18 protein-coding genes and 1 tRNA gene are annotated in these 19970 nt (G+C 57.7%); 9 read left to right on the plus strand and 10 right to left on the minus strand.

The features are described 5' to 3' along the window. Positions 1-281: 281 nt before the first annotated feature. Both ACVW0C_RS13150 and ACVW0C_RS13155 read right to left on the minus strand, forming a co-directional pair. Complete coding sequence (locus ACVW0C_RS13150) at positions 282-716, minus strand: hypothetical protein (protein WP_011432900.1); 435 nt, start codon at positions 714-716, stop codon at positions 282-284. A 169-nt stretch (positions 717-885) separates the two neighbouring features. Beyond that, the gene (locus ACVW0C_RS13155; RefSeq protein WP_457385825.1) at positions 886-2079 is read right to left on the minus strand and encodes an RNA-guided endonuclease InsQ/TnpB family protein; all 1194 of its coding nucleotides are present in this window, start codon (positions 2077-2079) and stop codon (positions 886-888) included. A 111-nt stretch (positions 2080-2190) separates the two neighbouring features. On the opposite strand from ACVW0C_RS13155, the gene ACVW0C_RS13160 reads away from it, so the two are divergent. After that, positions 2191-2264: transfer RNA gene (locus tag ACVW0C_RS13160), tRNA-Arg, on the plus strand. Between the two features lie 34 nt (positions 2265-2298). On the opposite strand, the gene ACVW0C_RS13165 is transcribed toward ACVW0C_RS13160, so the two are convergent. The 3 genes from ACVW0C_RS13165 to ACVW0C_RS13175 all read right to left on the minus strand — a co-directional run bounded on the left by ACVW0C_RS13165 (position 2299) and on the right by ACVW0C_RS13175 (position 4623). Beyond that, positions 2299-2733 carry a type IV pilin protein gene (locus ACVW0C_RS13165; RefSeq protein ID WP_457385827.1) on the minus strand — a complete coding sequence of 145 codons (435 nt, stop codon included), beginning with the start codon at positions 2731-2733 and terminating at the stop codon, positions 2299-2301. A 573-nt stretch (positions 2734-3306) separates the two neighbouring features. Further along, on the minus strand, positions 3307-4113 hold the full coding sequence (locus ACVW0C_RS13170) for an FAD binding domain-containing protein (protein ID WP_457385829.1): 807 nt from the start codon (positions 4111-4113) through the stop codon (positions 3307-3309). Between the two features lie 42 nt (positions 4114-4155). After that, entirely contained in the window at positions 4156-4623 is a 468-nt protein-coding gene (locus tag ACVW0C_RS13175) for a DUF1818 family protein (RefSeq protein ID WP_457385831.1), read from the minus strand. Between the two features lie 356 nt (positions 4624-4979). On the opposite strand from ACVW0C_RS13175, the gene ACVW0C_RS13180 reads away from it, so the two are divergent. The 6 genes from ACVW0C_RS13180 (at position 4980) to ACVW0C_RS13205 (ending at position 11917) form a co-directional block, all read left to right on the plus strand. Beyond that, positions 4980-6692: a SpoIID/LytB domain-containing protein gene (locus ACVW0C_RS13180; protein ID WP_457385832.1), complete on the plus strand. Its 1713-nt coding sequence runs from the start codon at positions 4980-4982 to the stop codon at positions 6690-6692. A 302-nt stretch (positions 6693-6994) separates the two neighbouring features. After that, a complete protein-coding gene (gene era / locus ACVW0C_RS13185) occupies positions 6995-8086 on the plus strand; it encodes a GTPase Era (protein ID WP_457385834.1) in 1092 nt (363 codons plus the stop codon). Between the two features lie 237 nt (positions 8087-8323). After that, positions 8324-9451, plus strand: coding sequence for an aromatic ring-hydroxylating oxygenase subunit alpha (locus ACVW0C_RS13190; RefSeq protein ID WP_414424585.1), 1128 nt, complete (start codon positions 8324-8326; stop codon positions 9449-9451). Between the two features lie 54 nt (positions 9452-9505). Beyond that, positions 9506-10099: an IS607 family transposase gene (locus tag ACVW0C_RS13195; RefSeq protein WP_457385836.1), complete on the plus strand. Its 594-nt coding sequence runs from the start codon at positions 9506-9508 to the stop codon at positions 10097-10099. Then, positions 9987-11186, plus strand: coding sequence for an RNA-guided endonuclease InsQ/TnpB family protein (locus ACVW0C_RS13200; RefSeq protein WP_457385838.1), 1200 nt, complete (start codon positions 9987-9989; stop codon positions 11184-11186). The genes ACVW0C_RS13195 and ACVW0C_RS13200 overlap by 113 nt, the downstream gene beginning before the upstream one ends. Before the next feature lie 128 nt (positions 11187-11314). After that, on the plus strand, positions 11315-11917 hold the full coding sequence (locus ACVW0C_RS13205; protein ID WP_414409419.1) for a glutathione S-transferase family protein: 603 nt from the start codon (positions 11315-11317) through the stop codon (positions 11915-11917). 11 nt (positions 11918-11928) lie between these two features. Here ACVW0C_RS13205 and ACVW0C_RS13210 read toward each other — a convergent pair whose 3' ends face one another. The 3 genes from ACVW0C_RS13210 to der all read right to left on the minus strand — a co-directional run bounded on the left by ACVW0C_RS13210 (position 11929) and on the right by der (position 15141). Continuing rightward, positions 11929-13182 (minus strand): BMP family lipoprotein, encoded by a 1254-nt coding sequence (locus ACVW0C_RS13210; RefSeq protein WP_457385840.1) that lies wholly within the window; start codon positions 13180-13182, stop codon positions 11929-11931. 91 nt (positions 13183-13273) lie between these two features. Next, positions 13274-13738 carry an SsrA-binding protein SmpB gene (gene smpB / locus ACVW0C_RS13215; protein WP_414374610.1) on the minus strand — a complete coding sequence of 155 codons (465 nt, stop codon included), beginning with the start codon at positions 13736-13738 and terminating at the stop codon, positions 13274-13276. Positions 13739-13761: 23 nt separating this feature from the next. Further along, positions 13762-15141: a ribosome biogenesis GTPase Der gene (gene der / locus ACVW0C_RS13220; RefSeq protein ID WP_457385841.1), complete on the minus strand. Its 1380-nt coding sequence runs from the start codon at positions 15139-15141 to the stop codon at positions 13762-13764. Between the two features lie 160 nt (positions 15142-15301). Between der and ACVW0C_RS13225 the strand changes: the two genes are divergently transcribed. After that, positions 15302-16498 carry an aspartate aminotransferase gene (locus ACVW0C_RS13225; RefSeq protein ID WP_414406992.1) on the plus strand — a complete coding sequence of 399 codons (1197 nt, stop codon included), beginning with the start codon at positions 15302-15304 and terminating at the stop codon, positions 16496-16498. A gap of 3 nt (positions 16499-16501) precedes the next feature. Here ACVW0C_RS13225 and ACVW0C_RS13230 read toward each other — a convergent pair whose 3' ends face one another. Continuing rightward, positions 16502-17710: a Coenzyme F420 hydrogenase/dehydrogenase, beta subunit C-terminal domain gene (locus ACVW0C_RS13230; RefSeq protein WP_457385843.1), complete on the minus strand. Its 1209-nt coding sequence runs from the start codon at positions 17708-17710 to the stop codon at positions 16502-16504. A 148-nt stretch (positions 17711-17858) separates the two neighbouring features. After that, positions 17859-18248 carry a molybdopterin-dependent oxidoreductase gene (locus ACVW0C_RS13235; protein WP_457385845.1) on the minus strand — a complete coding sequence of 130 codons (390 nt, stop codon included), beginning with the start codon at positions 18246-18248 and terminating at the stop codon, positions 17859-17861. Between the two features lie 445 nt (positions 18249-18693). Between ACVW0C_RS13235 and lgt the strand changes: the two genes are divergently transcribed. Then, positions 18694-19833 carry a prolipoprotein diacylglyceryl transferase gene (lgt, locus tag ACVW0C_RS13240; RefSeq protein WP_457385847.1) on the plus strand — a complete coding sequence of 380 codons (1140 nt, stop codon included), beginning with the start codon at positions 18694-18696 and terminating at the stop codon, positions 19831-19833. Positions 19834-19970 lie beyond the last annotated feature (137 nt).

Raw genomic sequence — 19970 nt, forward strand, 5'->3', positions numbered from 1 at the left:
TCTCGTTTTGACAAATTGGCCAGGAACTTCTTGAGTTTTCTCTATCTCGTCAGTGCTCTCTTTTGGCTCAAATGAAAGATCAACACAACCTAGTTTGGAATGACTATGATTTGTAATTTTTTACAGAAAGAGGCGTTTTTCAAAAGCTGAGCTGGCACTTGTTCTCTCGTTTTAACAAGTTGGCCAGAAACTTCTTAAGCTTTCTCTACTCTGTAGGCACGCTCTTCTGGATCCAGCTGATCCAGCTAGACCAGGGCATGGGGTAAGACTACTCCAAGATCCTATTCTCCCTCGGGGGGTGCTGCCGCCTCAGAATCCAAAATGGCCCCTGCTCCGTAAGAGTCAATATCGATGGCCTGGGATCCACCGGCAGCCAACAGAGCCATCAGGGATCCCAACTGCCACCACACCAAGCCTGCCGTGCTCAACACTAGGATCCCACCGACGCAGGCGGCCAAGGCCATAGACAGGCCAAACACGTTCAGACACGCGGCCACAAACCCAGAGGTAAACAGGCAGCAGAGACTGTAGGTGAGGATCACCCCAGGAGTGCGGTAGCGAATTTGCGCTTGGCTATCCCGGTTGAGCTGCCAAAGGGCCACCTGGTATTCCAAATTGTCCTTGAAAATGATGCCAAAGATAACAGCAAAAAAGCTGAATAAGGCGATGGCAGAGTAAATGGGGGGATTGACGAAGGGATCAGAAAGGGATTCCATAGGGCTGACCTCGGTTTGGGATCCAAGTCCTTAGCTTAACACTTCTTAGCATCACAGAAGATGTCTAGCAGGTCAATGTCAACAACACAACCGATAACGCCAGACCCAGTTGGGGCATGATGAGAACTGGTCGGGTATCACCTCATCTGCAAAAGGGCTGTAATGTAAACTACCCGACCCTGACTACTTCGCAGTACAGGGCAGGCTTTCGGTAGCCCTGCAGTTGGCAAGCCAACCACGAACCTCTAGGCTGGTTTACAGCAGCCCCCAAAAGCGCAATCACATTCGCACCATTCAAATCCGCATCCCCTTCCCATCCACAGTGTCCACACTTAAACTTCTTTCCACTGCGGTAGGATTGCGCAGGGTCGGGATGAATGTGCAAACACCGGTGGCAGGTCTGCGACGTGTAGGCAGGCGGAACAAGAATCAAAGCAACCCCTGCACGCAGAGCCTTGTACTCCAAAAATTGACGGAGTTGATAAAACGCCCAACTGTTGGCCCTGCGCCGTTCGGCTTTGCTGCGTGGCTGTTGATTGACTCTTTTCCGAATCCCTGTCAAGTCTTCCAGAGCAAGAGCGCTGTTGGTAGCTTTTGCCCTAGAGACAATAGCTTTGGAGATGCGATGATTGACCCACGTTTGAAAGCGTCTCTCCTTGCCAGACAGCCGTTGCAACAGTTGACGGCATCTGCGCCGCGAACTGCGGGTGCCCTTACTGGCTTTGCGTTGGAGTGCCGCCCTCAGCTTGGAGTAGTGGTCTCGGATTCGGTTCAACTGCTGTCCATTCCAGTTGTCCCCCTCTGACGTATGGGCAATATCCGTCCTCCCCAAGTCCACCCCCAGCACTCTACCCGTGCGTTGCGGTGGGGATGGCTCCGCTTCCACACAGATTTGAATGGAGTAGGAGCCGTCTTTACGCTTGACCAGGGTGGCAGATTTGGGATTGGAGCCCGCCAGCCGTTCTCTCTGGTAGCGGCCAATCGCCAGCTCAAAGCGCTCCCGACCCTCCACCGTGGTCAGCGACACCGTCCAGTCTTTCTCGCGAAACGAAAAGATACGGGCATCGTAGGTCGCAAAGCCTCTCTTGAACGCTTTGACCGGACGGTTTTTCTGTCGGGCAACTTTACGGGCACCGGCCAGCCGTCTGCAGACTTGCTGAGCCAAGTTACTGGACAAGCCAAACCGAGCGCGAATCTGGTAATAGCAAAGGGACTGGAGTTTGACTGCGTTGACTACTTTTTCTGGTGTGTTTTGGTTGACCCAGTTCAAGGCCTGCACAAAGGCATCCATTGTCGCATCCAACTTTGCGGCTTGCGACTGGGACACCTTGAGCTTGCAGGAGACGGTCAGGACTTGGGTCATGGTTCTATCGTAACTTCCGCATTCCTCCCGACACTGACCCTACGGGTACAGTGCGGGGCTCCTGCGATTTCTAGCTGAGATGGGGGCTAAGAGCAGTAGGATGTTCGACAAGGGGCTGTAGCTCAGATGGATAGAGCAAGCGCCTCCTAAGCGCTAGGTCGGCGGTTCAAGTCCGCCCAGTCCCGCTTCCTCAAGCCGCCAGACTCCTGGCTGGGCAGGTCAACGATAGAGGTTGCAGGAGTTGTGTAGGTTGTAGCCGGAGACCAAAACCTCTTGCTGGCGATCCCCAAGGCCGATGTCACAGCGCAGGGGATCCCCACCAGCAGCTGTGTAGGTGTGAGACTCCGTCATCCAACGCATGCCAGCTGGGCCAGGAGTGGGAGGAACAACTTCGGGGAGACGATAGTTGGGGGCTTGCCAGGGATCTTGCAGATAACGATCCCCGTGGATCCCTCCGAATTGAATATCGGCGTAGCTGGAAGGATAATCCGTAAAATCCATGCGGAAGATTTCCGAAGCACGGCCAACGGTCGCCAAAGCTGTTTGGGCTTCAGCAACTCTGGAACGGCGAATGTGGTTAAGCAGGTTGGGAATGGCCACCGCGCAGAGAGTACCGACAATCACAATGACCACCAGCAACTCGATCAATGTCATGCCACGAGGAGCCGCAGTGGCCAGACGAAAGAGGATTCTCCGGAGATACACTTCATGAGGGGAAAACCGACTCATAGCAGTTCCAGTCCCGCTTCGGGAGAAATCAGGCACTTAGCTAAACCCAAAGGAGCTTGCTCCAGTATTCCAGCCTTTCCTTGGTTTCAGGTTACCCTTTGCGGATCCAAAACTTTCCCTGTCAAATCACGCGAACTCCTGAATCCAAAACCTCACTGGCTATCAACTGTGGGTAAGTTTTTTATAAACTGGCCTCAAGTTTTAAGCTCAGATAAAGCTGGGTTCACTGTGAACTATTTTCGCGGTTGTCTGTGGGGTGACACTGCCAGTTGCTACTGCCCCAAACTTTTATGTGTTACCCATTTTTGGAACAGCAACAGATGAATTTTTGCCTGTGGCTATCTCAATCCTATGGACGGGAATGTCAGACTTATGGTCATTTCGATTCAAACTGGGGCACTGACCCACGCCTAAAACCTTTACTTTCAGAGCGGCGGGAGCTTTGGCAGGATGAGTACGTCGTTCTCAGCCCCCTGTTGGGATGGGGCAATACCCCGATTAGCCCAAGATGTCTATACAGCGGCGAATCAATACCTCGCTCATGCGTTGGCGGTAAAGGGCGCTGGCCCGAAAATCCGCGATCCAGCCGTGGGCTTGCTCTGCCAAAAGTTGGGGAAGGTGTTCTGGATTGGGCCGGGATCCCAGCCGCACCAGTTGTGGGGGTGAAAGGGCAGCATTGAGTCCGAAGCGATAATCGCCTGAGTCGGGATCGCGCGATCCAGCGACGATCACCAAGGCGGGATCCGTTTGGGTGATGCCGAGCCGCTGAAAGGTGCTGGGGCTGCGCAGGCGTTGGGCCGGGATCCAGATGGATCGCAAGGCTTCCCCCGGCTGCAGCAGAGTTTGTTGGGGGCCGGTTTGAAAGTCCTGAGCGGGGATGTGGCGCAGGGATCCCTGCAGATCGATCAGCGTGTAGGTGGCCTCAAGAGCGATCAACACGGGTGCTACGACACCGACACTCAGGGCCAGGCAGAGATTTCCCCCTATCGTTGCCAAGTGGGCCACCTTAAAAGAGGCCAAAGACGCCATTCTCTCGCACAGGGCGCGGATCCCTGGCCAATGGGGTGGCCAATCGTATTGCAACAGTTGCTGGAAGGTACAGGTTGCCCCCAGTTTTAGCCCTTCTGCGCTGATTTCCAGCTCGTTCCAGCCCAGAGGATGCAAATCGACCAGTCCCCGCAGGTGGGGTTGCGGCTGGGAGAAGAGCCAAGTCCCCCCGGCCAGCCAGTTCCAGCCGGGATCCCAGGCGGTCAAGTCCTCAAGCTGTCGGGGACGAATGTAAGTGTGCAGATGGTGCAGATCCATCGGTTCTCTCAGGCAGGGATCCAGACTGCAGGCTTCAGGGGGCTAGAGAGCTTCCTGAAAGCATTGGGCGAGGGCCTGGCACAGCTCAGGGACAACATCAGCAGGCCAAAAACCTTCTCCGCGCCGGCCTTGATGCAATTGCACATAGAGACCCCAGGCGGTGGCGCTGCCGCTGGCTATCAGGGTCAAAGCAGGGAAAGTCTGCTCCAGCGTAATGCTCTCCTCCGCCATCAGTTGGGAGGCGATGGCCTCCATATCCTGCTGCAGGCGCTGCACCCCCTGCACAAACGCTTGCCACTCCTCCTGAGTGAGCTCCAGCGCCCAGGTTTCTCCCCCCACCAGGGCAACAAAAGGGGAACGGGTGGGATCCCAGCCCAGCCTCCAGCCGGATCCCTTGTGCAAAGAGGGACGGCGTCCCGCCGTGGCGATTGGGAACCCGTCGTCGGGAACAGACAGGCAAGGAAAAGCATCCATGGTGCTGATACATTTACGCTGAACACTGCTGAACATCACTGTTCAACTATGCAGCGATAGCATTCTGTTTGTTTCCATTCGCGTTAGCGGGACGGAGTCCAAACAGAATGGCGGTATCCCGCAAAGCTTTGAGTAGAATACCCAAAGCGCAGTTTCCGTGTCGTCTTACTACCAATTTTCTGCTTTGCTTTGGCTACCATGTTGGCAGACTCGAAAGTAAACAGAAAGATCAACTGGTAGTAATCCGTACTGAACATATTATACATTATTTTCAGTATAGTTGAGCTTATTATTGACTAGAGTCATGCTCCCCACCGCTAACGCAACCGCTGCAGGTAGGCCAAAAAAGATGGGGGTAAAATCGACAGGGTGTGTTTTAGGATAAAGCGGCCATGGCCAGTTGTCAGGCTCTCACTGCCAAACCCCGTCGGTTTTTAGGGGCTCCGTCCCGCTGGCGCAAACAGAGCACCCTCATTTCCGGCTTGGGCCTGTTGCTGACGGCCTTGGCGCTCCATGCCGCCGACGCGACCGGCGTTGGCGAAGAGACCTTTGCCACGGCGGCCACCCCCGAAAACCCAATCCTGCATATAGGCATTGTGCAACGCTTTGGCCGTTCTGAGACGGATCAAGTGGAGCTGGCGGCGCCGACGGGATCCCTTCTCACCCTGGAATTCCCTCAAGCAGACGGCAGCACCCAGACCCAGCGAACGCCTCGGGTCAGCATCGGCATTGTCAATCGCGCCCTGACCACCCCGGAAACCGTATACCGTCTAATCCTCAGCAGCCACAAAAGTTTTGAGAGTGCCGAGGCCAACGCCAACCATTGGCAGTCTCTGGGCATCAGCACCGAGATCGCCCAGCCGCAAGAATGGCAGGTGTGGGCCAGCCGCGCCTACACCCCGCAACAACTGATCCAGATTCAGCAGTATGCCCAGAAGGAAGGGATCCCCCATGTGCGGCTCGAGGTGCAGGAGCGACGCGAACGGGCGGAGCTAAGCTGGGTTCATGAACACTTTCGCTACCACCGCACCCGCCTCAGGGTGACCTCCGATGCTGGCTATCTGCGGGTGAACGACCGCCACTACGCCGGCTCTATTACCATTCAGCCCAACGCCTACGGCAGCTACACCGTAGTCAACGCCGTGCCCCTGGAAACCTATTTGCGGGGGGTGGTGCCCCATGAGGTGGGGTCGGGGGCTCCCTTTGCCGCCATGGCTGCCCAGGCGATCCTGGCGCGCACCTACGCCCTCAAGAACCTCCACCGCTTTCAGGTTGACGACTATCAGCTCTGTGCCAATACCCACTGCCAGGTTTACAAGGGATTGACCGGAACCCACCCGCGGGCTGACGAGGCCATTCGCCAGACCAGCGGCCTGGTGCTCACCTACAACGGCGAGCTGGTGGATGCCGTTTATTCTTCCACCAACGGTGGCGTCTCGGCGGCCTTTGAAGACGTTTGGGACGGGGATCCGCGCCCCTACCTACGCCCGCAAGCGGATATTGCCCATCGTGCTCCGCAGGGCGAGGAGCGCCATCAACCGGGTAAGCCCCTGGATTTGCGGCAGGAGAGCAGCTTCCAGGCGTTTTTGGCCCAGCGAGAGGGCTTCAACGAAGCAGGAGTATCCCGCCTATTCCGCTGGGAGTTCTCCCTATCTTTGGAGGAGCTGAACACTCAGTTGCGGGCCGGCCAAGACTACATAGGGATCCCGATGCCCACCTGGAGCAGCATCGCGGGGATGCAGATCCTGGAGCGCTCCGCCAGTGGCCGGGTGCAGGTGATGCAATTGGACTTGCAGACGGCAGAAGGGATCCGCTCGATTCTTTTGCGCAAGGATCAGGTACGCTTGGCTTTTCCTCGCCTGTACAGCACCCTGTTTCGGATAGAGCCTCTGAAACAAGGGGAGCGATTGGCAGGCTATCGCTTCATCGGTGGCGGCTTTGGCCATGGGGTGGGCCTGAGCCAGTATGGCTCCTATACCCTGGCTCGGCAGGGGTTTAACGCGGCACAAATCCTCGCTTTCTACTACCCCGGCACCACCTTGGCCCCGCTGGGATCCCTATCCTTGCAGTTGCCTGCCGCCTCAGCAGCCTACTCTATCCGCTAGAGGTTGGGTGAAAGTTATGGCCGTTCGCGACAGCGGGACAGAGCCTTTAGAAGAGCATGACTCTAGTCAATAGTAAGCTCAACTATACTGAAAATAATGTATAATATGTTCAGTACGGATTACTACCAGTTGATCTTTCTGTTTACTTTCGAGTCTGCCAACATGGTAGCCAAAGCAAAGCAGAAAATTGGTAGTAAGACGACACGGAAACTGCGCTTTGGGTATTCTACTCAAAGCTTTGCGGGATACCGCCATTCTGGTTGGAAACAAACAGAATGCTATCGCTGCATAGTTGAACAGTGATGTTCAGCAGTGTTCAGCGTAAATGTATCAGCGCCGGACATCCCTATTCTCCTTCAGACGGGAGGGATCCCTCCCCTGAGGGACGGGGATCCATTGGCGACGGCGGGACAGAGTCCTCCGCTGCTGCAGCAGAAGGGGAATCGGCGCCCGGTCGTGTCAGCAGTGGGGAACTGTCTGCGATCCCGGTTGCCCCGCCGGGGTTTAAGTCGGGGTTTGTGGGGCTGATCGGGCGGCCCAATGTGGGCAAGTCCACCCTACTCAACGCCCTGGTGGGACAAAAGATTGCCATCACCTCTCCCGTGGCCCAGACCACCCGCAACCGCCTGCAGGGGATCCTCTCCCTACCCCAAGCCCAGATCATCTGGGTGGATACCCCTGGCATCCACAAACCCCACCACCGCCTGGGGGAAATCTTGGTACACAACGCCCAGGCAGCCATTGCCGCTGTGGACGTGATCCTCTTCGTGGTGGATGGATCGGTGCCGGCAGGACGCGGGGATGCTTTTATTGCCGAGCGGATCCCTGCTGCTTCCCCCTGCCTGATCGTCTGCAACAAAGCGGATCTGCTTCCTCGGGATGCTGCCGTGCGCCAAGCTCACCAGGAGAGCTACCAAGCCCTGCGCCCCGGCGCTCCTGTCGTTTGGGTGTCTGCCTTGGATCCCAGCAGTTTGACACCCCTGATCCAAGCCACCATCGATCTGCTGCCCACCGGCCCCTACTACTACCCGCCGGATCTGGTGACGGATCAGCCGGAGCGGTTCATCATGGCGGAGCTGATCCGAGAACAGGTGCTGCTGCAGACCCGCGAGGAAGTGCCCCATTCCGTGGCCGTGACCATCGACCAGGTGGAAGAAACCCCCAACGTCACCCGCATCCTGGCCACCCTCTATGTAGAGCGGGACTCCCAAAAGGGGATCCTCATCGGCAAAGGAGGGGAAAGGCTCAAGCAGATCGGCCAGGCAGCCCGCCTGCAGATTCAAAAGCTGATCCTGGGCAAGGTGTACCTGGAGCTGTTTGTCAAGGTGCGGCCCCACTGGCGGCGCTCTGAGCACCTTCTGCGCGACTTGGGCTATAGCGCTACGTCCCCCTAGCGGAAAGAAGCCATTTGCGTCAGCAGGACGGAGTTCTTATGCCCCCCTCTCCCTTTGTGGGTAGGAGACTGGGGTATTCGCGCGAGCAGCACAGCGTGCTTGGGGGGAATGCTTCAAAAATGCCTTAAAAATGCCTTGGATCTGCTTGGAATAGATGCCGGATGGGATCCCTGCGTTAGCTTGGATAGCAAAGCCTCTGGAGTCCCACAGCAGTTTTTCTTATCGCTGCTTTGCCCCATGACCGCTTTCTATCCCGCTACGGTTCAACCGGGCGCCCGCACCCTGCCTGGCCACTACTATGTTTCTTCCAGCCGCTTTGAGGCGGAGATTGAGCAGATTTTTTATCGGCAGTGGTTCTGCGTGGGGCGCAGTGCCGATCTGGCCCAACCCGGAGACTTTTTGCAGGTGCAGGTGCTCAGAGAAAGCCTGATCCTGGTACGGGATCCCAAGGGGCAAGCCCATGCCTTCTTCAACCACTGTCGCCATCGAGGAACCCGACTCTGCAGCGAGCTCCAAGGCCATTTTGCCGATGGGATCCCTTGCCCCTACCACGCCTGGCGCTATGGGCTGGATGGACAATTGTTGGCGGCTCCCCAGATGCACGAGGTGGAAGACTTTCGCCGTGAAGATTATCCCCTCCACTCCGCTGCCTTGGCAGAATGGGAAGGCTTCGTCTGGGTCAACCTCAGCCGCAATCCTCAGCCCTTCGATGAGGTTTTTGCCCCATTGCAAGGTCGTTTCCGAGAGTGGAACCTGTCCGCTCTGCGGCGAGGCCATCGTATTGAATACCACGTTCAAGCCAATTGGAAATTGCTGTTTGAAAACTACTCTGAGTGCTACCACTGCCCGCTCATTCACCCAGAATTGGCCCGCCTTTCGCCGGCTCGCAGTGGTCGCAACGACTTGATGGAAGGCCCCTTTTTGGGCGGCTACATGTTGCTCAACCCAGATGTGACCAGCCTAAACATGAGTGGCCAACGCAGCTTGCCCCTGATCTCCACCGTGCGAGGCGAGAACCAACGGCGGGCCTACTACTACACCCTTATGCCCAATCTATTCTTGAGCCTGCAGCCGGACTATGTCATGACCCACACTCTGTGGCCCCAGGGATCCGACCGGACGCGGGTTGTCTGCGATTGGCTGTTTGAGCCGGAGACCTTGGCGCTGGATGGTTTTGATCCCAGCGAGGTGGTGGAATTGTGGGATCGCACCAATCGACAGGATTGGCACCTGTGCGAGCTCACCCAGCAAGGGGTGGGATCCCGTGCCTATGAAGCAGGGCCTCTTTCCCACGCAGAAGGGTTGCTGCAAGCCTTTGGGCGGGAATACCGCCGGCAGATGCAGGAGCATGACTCTAGTCAATGATACGCTGGACTATACTGAAAATAATGTACAGTATGTTCAGTATGGCTGCTTGGTATGGCTAGGTATGTGAAACCGAGAGAGGCGGCGGATTATTTCGGGGTGTGTCTCCACACTTTGAGGCGATGGGAACAGAAGGGCTGGATCCATGCAGTACGTACACCATCCGGTAGGGCAAGAAGGTATGACCTCGACAGCTACATCAAAGCGCCAAAAAAGATCAAACGAGTCGTTTTGTACGCCCGAGTCAGCAGTCGAGGGCAGAAACCAGACTTGGAAAGACAGATTGCAAGACTGGTTAACCTCTATCCTGGAGCCGAAGTGGTCGGAGAGGTTGGCGGCGGTCTCAACTTCAAAAGACCAAAGTTCCTTGCCTTATTGGAACGAGTCCGTGCGGGAGATGTCGGAACAATTGTGGTCGCTCACCGGGATCGACTCTGCCGGTTTGGATTTGAGTTCGTTGAGTGGTACTGCCGTCAATACGGGTGCGAAGTCTTGGTTCTCGATGACGATCACCTTTCTCCCCAACAGGAACTGGTTGAGGATATCCTCACCATCCTGCACTGCTTCAGCAGTCGGCTCTACGGACTCAGGAAATATCGGGCTGCAATCGAGAAAGATACGGATTTATCCGGAGCCAGCGCTGGCTAAAGTTTGGAAGCGGTGGCAAGCGGCGTGCCGGTACTGCTACAACCAAGCGATTGCCTATCAGCGCCAGCATGGTGCTCCAAGAACGGCCAGAAAGCTGCGGGACATCATCCTGCGCTCCGACCTGCCCGGGTGGATAAAGGACGCCCCCTGCCACATCAAGCAGAACGCGGTCGTCGAGGCGTGGTTGGCGTTTCGCCGAAGCAAAGACGCGAGGTTTCGCAGTGTGCGGGACAGGTCGCATACGCTGCAATTCAACGCCGGCAACTTTCGCAATGGGACGTGGTATCCGAAACTCACCCGAGGTTTGGCGTTCCGTGCATCCGAGGAGATGCCCAGAGAATGGGCACGTGGAACTGAGCTAATGCGGGTGAAAGACAGATGGTATGCCATCTTTCCTGAGCCTGTGAACGAGCAGTGTTCGTTAGCAAGGGGGGTGATCTCACTTGACCCTGGGGTAAGAAGTTTCTTTACAGGGTTTGATGGAGCAGGCTTTGTAGATATTGCCAAGGGGGACTTTGGTAGAATCACTCGGCTGTGCTACCACCTAGACGATCTGCAATCTAGGCTGAGCAAAGCGCCGAGGCCCAAGCGTAGGCGAATGCGGCAAGCGGCGTTTCGTCTGCGGGAGAGAATCAGGAACTTGGTGGACGAGTGCCATCGCAAGGTAGCGGCGTTCCTAACGGATAACTACCGATTGATATTCCTCCCCACTTTCGAGTCAGCCAAGATGGTTGCCAAGGCAGGGAGGAAGTTTGGTAGCAAGACGGCAAGGGCGATGCTCACCTGGGCGCACTACCGGTTCAAGCAGTTCCTGAGGTTCCAAGCCAAAAAGAAAAACGTGGTCGTCGTGGAAGTATCGGAAGCGTACACCAGCAAAACCTGTACCAAGTGCGGGCACATCCACACGAAGTTAGGTGGTGCGAAAGTGTTCACATGCCCCAAGTGCAACCATAGGCTACCACGAGATTGGCAAGGCGCTCTGGGTGTTATGCTCAGGGCTTTGCGGGATACCGCCTTTCTGTTCGGAAACGGGCAGAATGCTATCGCTTCACCGTTGAGCAGTAGTGCTCAGCAGTGTTCAGCGTAAATGTATCAGTTGGAAGGACAAAGCTGCTAAAAAAGTGTTAGGGACAGAGGGTTTTTGTTGATTGAGTTGCCGTTGGCGTTGTTAGGACGAAGTTCTTTGTAAGGTGCTTTGGGCTGAGGTTAACCACAATGTTGCGACTGTACGGGATCCCAACCTCCGGAAATTGCTACAAAGTGGAATTGCTCCTCAAGCAATTGGGGATCCCCTATGAGACGGTTGAAGTCAACTCCAGGGCCGGAGAAAACCGCCGCCCCGAGTACCTGGCCAAAAACCCCCTGGGCCAGATCCCGGCTTTGGAACTGGAAGATGGAACGGTCTTGGCCGAGTCCGCCGCGATCTTGGTCTACCTGGCAGAAGACACCCCCCTCTACGGCCAAAACAAGTTGGAACGGGCCGAGATTTTGAAGTGGTTGCTTTTTGAACAAACCCGCATTGCCCGCTACATCGCCACCACTCGCTTCTGGGTGCGGGCCGGCCAAGCAGAGGCCCATGCTGACGTGATCGCCCAGAACTTGAAATCTGGAACAGAGGCGCTGGAGATCATGGAAGGCCACCTGCAGGGGAAGGTGTTTTTTGTGGGCAACCGCTACACCATCGCCGATCTCGCCCTTTTCACATACACCCATGTGGCGGAGCAGGGTGGGTTTGACCTTAAGCCCTTTCCCCAGATCCGAGCCTGGTGTCAGCGGGTGAAAGAAACCGACCGGTTCTTCCCCCTACCCGGAGCCTAGAACGCCTTCCGCTAGTTGCTGGCTCCCTCCATGCCCTCTAGCAACTGGCCCAGATACCAAATCTCGACCTCGCTGGCCACATCTCCCTCAGCCAAGAAGGGCGTGCCATCTTGAAAGTTGAGCGGCCCCTTGAAGAGCTGAATGCTGCCATTCCCCAAGCCAGCAATAAACTCCTCCAGCTTGGCCTTGTCTTCCGGCTTCAGGGCTTCTCCCATAACGAACCCTGCCGAAGACGTGTCCGGGTTGTTGATGTCTGACCAGTCGATGGGCGGACGCAGGAATTGGCTCTCGAAGGTGCCCGCGCGAGCTGCCTCGATCAATTGCTTGTATCCTGGCCCCCAGTTGTAGTAGGAAACCCCCAGGCAAATTTCGGGCGCGAAGTTGCAACCGCTGGCCAGGCCGTAGTGGGTGTAGCGCACTCGCTTTCCGGCCTCAGCAGCCCGCTTGCCTTGTACCGCCGCCTCCGGCGTATCCAACCCCGACATCACCACATCAAAGCCGCCGTTGTAAAAGTCATCGGCAACCTTGCTTGGATCCAAAGTGACCCCTGGAATGTTGAACCAGAAGCCAATCCAGGTCACCCGGAACTGCAACTCTTCAGGACGATCTCGGTAAGTTTCCCAGCAGTATTTGGCCCCCAAGTAAGCAGCAGCAGCGTAACGGCGGGTTTCGTCGTTGATCAGAGGCCCCAACAGGCCAATTTTGCCGGTTTCGGATCCCAGAGCCGCGGCACATCCGGCCACCATGCGCATCGCTTCCATCTGGGGCATGATGTTGGCCAAGTTGGGCAGATCGATGTAATTTTTCCCCTCCTTCCAGGCCATGTCCCCAGAAGCATGGATAACTGCGATCTCAGGATGCTTGCGGGCCGTTTCAATCGCATCGTCTTTGTGGTCATCAGAAGTAAAGATGATAACCTTGGCACCTCGGGCGATCATGTCATCCGCCACCTGGGAGGCGCGCACATTGGGCCGATCCGCCGGGTTCACCTTGTCCAGGTAATCAAACTCGACACCGGGCAACTTGGCCTTGACGTATTCGCTGCCCTCCACATGCGCCTGGCTCCAGCCGCCATCCTGCATCGGCCCCACCAGCACCATGCCCACTTTGAAGGTCTCCTGCGCCGTTGTGGGGGTGGATCCCAGTAGAGCGGCGACTGCCAGGCCAATAGCCCAGCCTCTCGAGGGAGAAAAAGCGCGGGTAAGATTCCAGTTCACAGGCAGCTCCAACAGAACAGGGATCCAAAGCCGGAAGACTACATCCATCATCGGGATCCCGCTGCAGATCGCTGTATCTGAGAATACAAAAAGGCGCTTGGCAAACGACGTGGAAGCCAGCAGGGGCTCAGGGAGAAATTTATCGTTCCTTCAGTTCCCGCTGAATCTCCCGCTGGGTTTGCCGCTCTTTGATGGCTTGTCGCTTGTCGTGGAGCTTTTTGCCGCGGGCCACGCCCAGATGGGCTTTGATCCAGCCGCGGTTGAGCACCAGCTTGAGGGGAACCACGGTCAGGCCCTTTTGTTCCACCAAGCCCCGTAGGCGGTCGATCTCGCGGCGGTGCAGCAGCAACTTGCGGCGGCGGGTAGGGTCGTGGTTAAACACTTTGCCGGCGGTGTCATGGGGGGAGATGTGCAGATTGTGCAGCCATGCTTCCCCATCCCGAAAGAGGGCAAAAGCGTCTTGCAGGTTGGCTTTGCCCGCTCGTATCGATTTCACCTCTGTGCCGGTCAGTTGGATCCCGGCCTCATAGGTCTCCAAGATGTCGTACTCGAAGCGGGCGCGACGGTTGTCAACCAGGGTTTTGACGTTGGGATCCACAGCCATAGGCTTTCAGTAGACCAGAGGGCCTAACGAGAGGTCAGGGATCTCTCCAATTTTCGCACCGCCCGCCCAACCAAGCGCTCGGATTTGCCGCGCCAGAGAAAGCGAATGGGGGTACCGGTAAAGTCCAGGTTTTGCCGGAAGTGCTTTTCCAGGAAGCGGCGGTAGTTATCCTTAAACAAATCGGGATCGTTGACAAACAGAACAAAGGTGGGGGGCCGATCCGCCACCTGGGTGCCGTAGTAAATTCTGCCCTGCTTGCCCTGGCGGTTGGTGGGGGGCGATTGCCAGGCAAGAGCATCCTGGAGCACTTCGTTGACCACAGCGGTGGGAACCCGTTTGCGGTGGGCGGCCACCACGGTATTCACCTGCTCAAAGATTTTGTGGGTGCGTTGCCCGGTGAGGGCGCTGACAAACAGGAGCGGCGCCCATTCGATAAAGTAAAGCCTGTCGCGAATTTCGCGGGTAAAGTCGTTGATAGTATAGGTGTCTTTGTTTTCTACCGCATCCCACTTGTTGACCACGATGACACAGGCGCGGCCCTCTTCTTCGATGCGCCCGGCCAGCCTCTGATCCTGTTCGGTAACCCCCTCCAAAGCATCGATCACCAGCAGCACCGCATCCGAGCGCTGGATGGCCTTGAAGGCCCGGTTGATGCTGAAGAACTCAATGCCGTACTCCACGCGTTTTTTTTTGCGGATGCCGGCGGTATCGATGAGGCGATAGGGCTGCCCTTCCCAGGTGACCACGGTGTCGATGGCATCACGGGTGGTGCCGGAAATGGGGCTAACGATGGCCCGATCGGATCCTACCAGGCGGTTGAGCAGGCTGGATTTGCCGACGTTGGGCCGTCCCACAATCGAGACGGCGATGGGATCTGGCTCGCCTGCGGCTTCTGCGGTCACTTCGGGCAAGTGAGCCAGCACCGCCTCCAACAGCTCGGCTACCCCATTGCCATGGATGCCGGAACAGGGGATCGGATCCCCCAGCCCCAGCTCCCAAAAGGCTGCTGCCTGAGCCAGGCCCATCTGCCCCGACTCGCACTTGTTCACAGCCACCACCACCGGTAGGGGTTGTTTGCGCAGCCAATCGGCCACTTCTACATCGGCGGGTGTCAGTCCCTCTCGGCCATCCACCACGAAGATCACGGCCTGCGCCTCGGCCATGGCTGCCATCGCTTGCTGGCGAATGTGGGGCAGAAATTCGCTGTCGTCGCCAAAAACCAGGCCGCCGGTGTCCACCACCCGCAAGCGGCGCCCGTTCCACTCCACCTCCTGGTACAGGCGATCCCGGGTCACGCCGGGCTCATCGTGCACAATGGCCGAACGCACCCCCGCCATGCGGTTGACGAGGGTAGATTTGCCCACGTTGGGGCGACCCACAATGGCCACAAGAGGTAGGGGCACTGTTGGCTCGTCGATAACTTGGGATATCTATCCTAGCTGTTCGGGATCCCGGATGCCCAAAGCCGCCAATCTCGATCATTGCTTTGGATGCAGGTCTGGCGGTAAGTTAGGTACCTATCCTCCCATCAGGCACCGGCTGTGCCCCTTCCCCATTCTTGCCATGAACCGCGCTCTCGTTCCCGCCCAGCGGCTGAACAAGCTGCCCGCCTATGTCTTCGCCCGCTTGGATGAGCTGAAGGCCCGCGCCCGCCAGCAGGGGTTGGATTTGATCGATCTGGGCATGGGCAATCCCGATGGCCCCACCCCACAGCCGGTGGTGGAGGCGGCGCAGGCGGCCATTGCGGATCCCGCCCACCACGGCTACCCGCCCTTTGAGGGCACGGCCAGCTTCCGCCAGGCGATCACGGATTGGTACTGGCGCCGCTACGGGGTGGAGCTGGATCCCAATGGAGAGGCGCTGCCTTTGCTGGGATCCAAAGAGGGGCTGACCCACCTGGCTCTGGCCTATGTGGATCCCGGAGATCTGGTGTTGGTGCCCAGCCCTGCCTATCCAGCCCATTTTCGCGGCCCCATGATTGCTGGCGGGCAGATCTACCCGATGATGCTGCGCCCCCAGAAGGGGTGGTTGATCGATCTGCAAGAAATACCGCCGGAAGTGGCTCAGCAAGCGCGGGTGCTCTACTTTAACTACCCCAACAACCCGACGGCGGCAGTTGCGCCCCGCTCTTTTTTTGAGGAGGTGGTGGAGTTTGCCCGCCGCTACGATCTCATCCTGGTGCACGACCTGTGCTATGCCGAGCTGGCTTTTGACGGCTACCGGCCCACCAGCCTGCTGCAGATCCCAGGCGCCAAGGACTTGGCAGTGGAGTTCCACACCCTCTCCAAAACCTACAACATGGCCGGCTGGCGGGTGGGATTTGTGGTGGGCAATCGCCAGATCATCCAGAGCTTGCGCACCCTAAAAACCAATCTCGACTACGGCATTTTTGCCGCCATCCAAAAGGCCGCCGAAACCGCCCTGCGACTGCCGGATAGCTACCTGGAGCAGGTACAAGAGCGCTACCGCCGCCGGCGCGACTATCTGATCGGCCGCCTAGCGGAGTTGGGCTGGCGGATCGAGCCGCCACGGGCGACGATGTATCTCTGGATCCCTACCCCTCGCACTGCTGATGGCACCCCCGAGGGATCAACAGAGTTTGCCCTACGGGTTTTAGAGTACACCGGGGTGGTGGTGACTCCCGGCAGCGCTTTTGGAGAGGGAGGAGAGGGCTACGTGCGGATTAGCCTAATTGCCGATTGCGAGCGCATAGGTCAGGCTATCGATCGCTGGGCGGAAGCTGGGATCCGCTACTGCTGAGCCTCAGTCTTGCGGGAGTTGGTACTGCTCCACAATCCGCCGGGCAAAGGGGGGCACGTGCTGCTCCAACTTCTGGGGATAGTGGCGGCGCACGTAGAGGTAGTTGCGGGTGAAGTGGGAATCGATGGAGAAGCGGGCATATTCCAAACCGCGCGGCCCAAAGCGCTGGATTGCCGCCCCCAAGAGGCGAGCCAGCCACATTGGCAAACTCAGGGCTTGGTCGTAGGCAGGGATCCCCTGCTGCACTGCCGCCCTCCGGGATCCCTGCGAGATCACCGGTTGGGTTTCCAGCTCCTCCCAGACTAAGTCCAACAGCTCTTGCCCCCGCTGATTGCGCACCAGCAGCCACTGCCAGCCCAAGGGGGATCCCATGTAGCCCACCACCAGATCTGCCAGAGCATTCACATAGTCAAAACAACTGAGGCAGGAGGGGGCAAACACGTCCTTGAGTTCTTTGGTCTTGAGGCCGAAGAAGGGCACCTTTTCCACCGAGCCATCTTCGTGTTTGAAGTGGATGTGGAAGTCTTGCATAAACTCGTAGTGCACCACCGTCTGTGGGGAGCGGCTGGTGGTTTCTAGAAACTTTTGCAGCCCGGCACGGCTGACATTGTCCACACAGGGCGTGCCCAACACGTACAGCTTCTCCAGACCCAGTTTTTTTTCCACCGCCCGCAAAGCCTGAATTTGGCAGCCCACCCCGATCACCAATAGGCGCTTGAGGCCGCTTTGCTCCACCTGCTCCAACACAGACAAGTTGGGAGAAAGAGTTGGCTTGTTAACTCGCGCCGCCCAGACCGCTTCGGGGGTACGGGCCAGGATGGGCCGTGGCTGAAAGCGATCCCGCTCATCCGCCTGCACGCACACCACCCCTTCCACCAAGCCAGTGGTGAGGGCCTTCATGCCAATGCTGCTGACAATGCCCGTCCACTGGGCCCCCGGGATCGGATCCCGCTTGCGGGCCGTAAACATTGCCTCGTAGACACCGAAGTAATCGGTATCAGTGACGGCAAGGGATCCTGAGCGCAGCGATTCCCGGGATCGCCCGTGGGTCTGTTCTTCCAACTGGGTCAGTTGCTGGTCCAAGAAGGCACAGGCTTCTTTGACGTGGGCCACGTAGCGGGTATCGCAGAGGCCGCACTGGCTGCACAGCTCTTTGGCCGGATAGTGGCCGGAACGGATGGGCCGGGCTGGACGTGGTGAACGGGATCCCATGATCTCTGCTTACTGGGTCTTTCGAGGCTTCCGATTTGATCTCTTCCTTGAAGATGCAGGCACCCTTTTCAGTTTGCGGCCAAAACGGCAGACGGTGGCAAAAAGCTTCAAGGGATCCCTGGCCAAGGAGGGCAAAATCCCAGAGCCTCTATGAATCGCTGTAGCGTTCTTCTGCCCAGGGTTCACCGCGCATGTGGTAGCCGTTGCGCTCCCAAAAGCCCGGCTGATCTTGGGGGAGAAACTCCAGGCCGCCGATCCACTTGGCACTTTTCCAGGCGTACAGGTGAGGGATCAAAGTGCGCACCGGCCCACCGTGATCTACCGGGAGCGGCTGGCCTTCCAGGGTGTGAACCAGGTAGTTTTCGGGGCGGATGAACTCCTCCAGAGTCAGGTTGGTGGTGTAGCCGCCATAACAGTGTTGCATCACCGCCTTGGCCTCAGGAGCAATGGATACCAACTGCAACCCATCCGGGATCCACACCCCTGTCCAGTTGACATCCTCCATCTCCTTTCGGTACAACGCAAAGACTGGAGACACGGCACAGCTTGCCCACTGCTGTCGCCCCCATCCAGCCCCACCACTTGGCCGGTGTACTCCGTCATCGAAGGCTTGGTACTGCGCTGGAGTGGCCTTGAGGAGTTTGGCATCTCCGACCAGCGTGGGTGTATCTTATCGCAGGTCTAACAGGGCAAAAGCCGTCCTGGAAGGGCGGGGCTTTGGACCTAGCTTTTGGTAAAGGTATGGGCTCTAGGGTGGAATCTTGTCCGTGACGGGCCTGTAGGATCGGGTCAACCGGGAACGAGGACTGGCGCTGCTTCAGGATCGGGGAGAATGGATCCCTGTTGGAGCCTGTGAATGGCTGCCGGGGATAGGGGAGAAGAGCCCGGAAGGAACTCCGTCCCGCTAACCCAAGCGGGTGAGGTTGATAAGGCCGACTCGTGGAACTGAGTTGAGCAATTTTGGGGTGCAGAGCGTGTTGTCGATGAACCTATGGAGTGCAGGGCTGTTGGGCCTTACCTTCAGCTCACCTGGAGAATTTGTCTTCCGCTTTCCCCCCGGCACCCCGCTGGTGGGAGGGCTGGGCCTACGCTGGTATGGCCTATTGATGGCAGTGGCCGTGTTGGTCGGCTTGATCTTGACCAAAGCGTTGGCAGAATCTCGTCATCTAGAGAAAGAGCCTGGCAAAGCCAGTGAACGAGTGGAGCTACTGGCCCTATGGTTGGTAATATCTGGGTTTCTGGGCGCCCGCCTCTACTACGTCCTCACCCACTGGTCAGAGTTCCAAGACAACCCCCTCTCGGCCTTTGCCATTTGGCAGGGGGGTCTCATCATCCACGGTGGGGTGTTGGCCGGCGCGCTTGCCCTTTACCTCTATTGCCGCACCACCGGGATCAACGGCTGGAAGTACGCCGATGTGCTCACGCCGGGGTTGATTTTGGGCCAAGCCATCGGGCGCTGGGGCAACTTTTTCAACTCTGAGGCCTACGGTGCCCCTATTCCTCCCGACAGCCCTTGGCCGCTGCGGGTGTACATTCCTCCCCAAGCCCGCGAGCCGGAATACAGCCAATTTGAGTTTTTTCACCCCATCTTTTTTTACGAAAGCGTCCTCGACCTGCTTCTATTTGCCCTCTTGATGGGAATGTTCTGGCGCTTTCCCAAACTCAAAGATGGCACTTGGGTTTGGACCTATGTTGTCGGCTATAGCCTGATCCGCATCCCCTACGAAATCTTGCGCGTGTCGGCGGTGGCCTATCTGCCGGGAACTGCCATCAAGGCTGCCTACGTGGCCAGCGCCTTGGGCCTAGTGCTTGGGATCGGCATGCTGATCTACATGTACCGGCTGCGCTATGATCCCGACCTAGAACGATTAGCAGCTTGGTTGGCCGAGCAGGCAGGGCTGGAGCTGGAAACAGCTTCAGACCTTGTGCAGCGGGCTTGGGCCATCCAGCAACAACACCGCCGCGCCGACCTGTTGGATCGTGTTACCCTAGCCATGCCCCACTTTCCCAGCGCCCTTGCCCCCCACCTCTCTCTGGCTCGACGGGAGCTGCTGATGCGGCAACTGTTCTGCCGTCTGGAAGGGCGGGATCCCACTGAGGAAGGGCTGGCCCAAGCAAGCTAGCGCCGGGGCCTCAGGCTAGGTCAGGTTATACCCAAACTACCCCCTCAGCTAGAAATCGCAGGAGCCCCGCACTGTACCCGTAGGGTCAGTGCCGGGAGGAATGCGCTTTGATGAAGTACAATGAACTTATGAGCCAA

The sequence above is a fragment of the Thermostichus sp. OS-CIW-26 genome (assembly GCF_054058395.1).

Bases quoted from the DNA above. Each gene is read 5' to 3' on its own strand.
- ACVW0C_RS13150 (WP_011432900.1), bottom strand. From the start codon at position 716: ATGGAATCCCTTTCTGATCCCTTCGTCAATCCCCCCATTTACTCTGCC.
- ACVW0C_RS13155 (WP_457385825.1), bottom strand. From the start codon at position 2,079: ATGACCCAAGTCCTGACCGTCTCCTGCAAGCTCAAGGTGTCCCAGTCG.
- ACVW0C_RS13165 (WP_457385827.1), bottom strand. From the start codon at position 2,733: ATGACATTGATCGAGTTGCTGGTGGTCATTGTGATTGTCGGTACTCTC.
- ACVW0C_RS13170 (WP_457385829.1), bottom strand. From the start codon at position 4,113: ATGGATCTGCACCATCTGCACACTTACATTCGTCCCCGACAGCTTGAG.
- ACVW0C_RS13175 (WP_457385831.1), bottom strand. From the start codon at position 4,623: ATGTTCAGCAGTGTTCAGCGTAAATGTATCAGCACCATGGATGCTTTT.
- ACVW0C_RS13180 (WP_457385832.1), top strand. From the start codon at position 4,980: ATGGCCAGTTGTCAGGCTCTCACTGCCAAACCCCGTCGGTTTTTAGGG.
- era (WP_457385834.1), top strand. From the start codon at position 6,995: ATGTTCAGCAGTGTTCAGCGTAAATGTATCAGCGCCGGACATCCCTAT.
- ACVW0C_RS13190 (WP_414424585.1), top strand. From the start codon at position 8,324: ATGACCGCTTTCTATCCCGCTACGGTTCAACCGGGCGCCCGCACCCTG.
- ACVW0C_RS13195 (WP_457385836.1), top strand. From the start codon at position 9,506: ATGGCTAGGTATGTGAAACCGAGAGAGGCGGCGGATTATTTCGGGGTG.
- ACVW0C_RS13205 (WP_414409419.1), top strand. From the start codon at position 11,315: ATGTTGCGACTGTACGGGATCCCAACCTCCGGAAATTGCTACAAAGTG.
- ACVW0C_RS13210 (WP_457385840.1), bottom strand. From the start codon at position 13,182: ATGGATGTAGTCTTCCGGCTTTGGATCCCTGTTCTGTTGGAGCTGCCT.
- smpB (WP_414374610.1), bottom strand. From the start codon at position 13,738: ATGGCTGTGGATCCCAACGTCAAAACCCTGGTTGACAACCGTCGCGCC.
- ACVW0C_RS13225 (WP_414406992.1), top strand. From the start codon at position 15,302: ATGAACCGCGCTCTCGTTCCCGCCCAGCGGCTGAACAAGCTGCCCGCC.
- ACVW0C_RS13230 (WP_457385843.1), bottom strand. From the start codon at position 17,710: ATGGGATCCCGTTCACCACGTCCAGCCCGGCCCATCCGTTCCGGCCAC.
- lgt (WP_457385847.1), top strand. From the start codon at position 18,694: ATGAACCTATGGAGTGCAGGGCTGTTGGGCCTTACCTTCAGCTCACCT.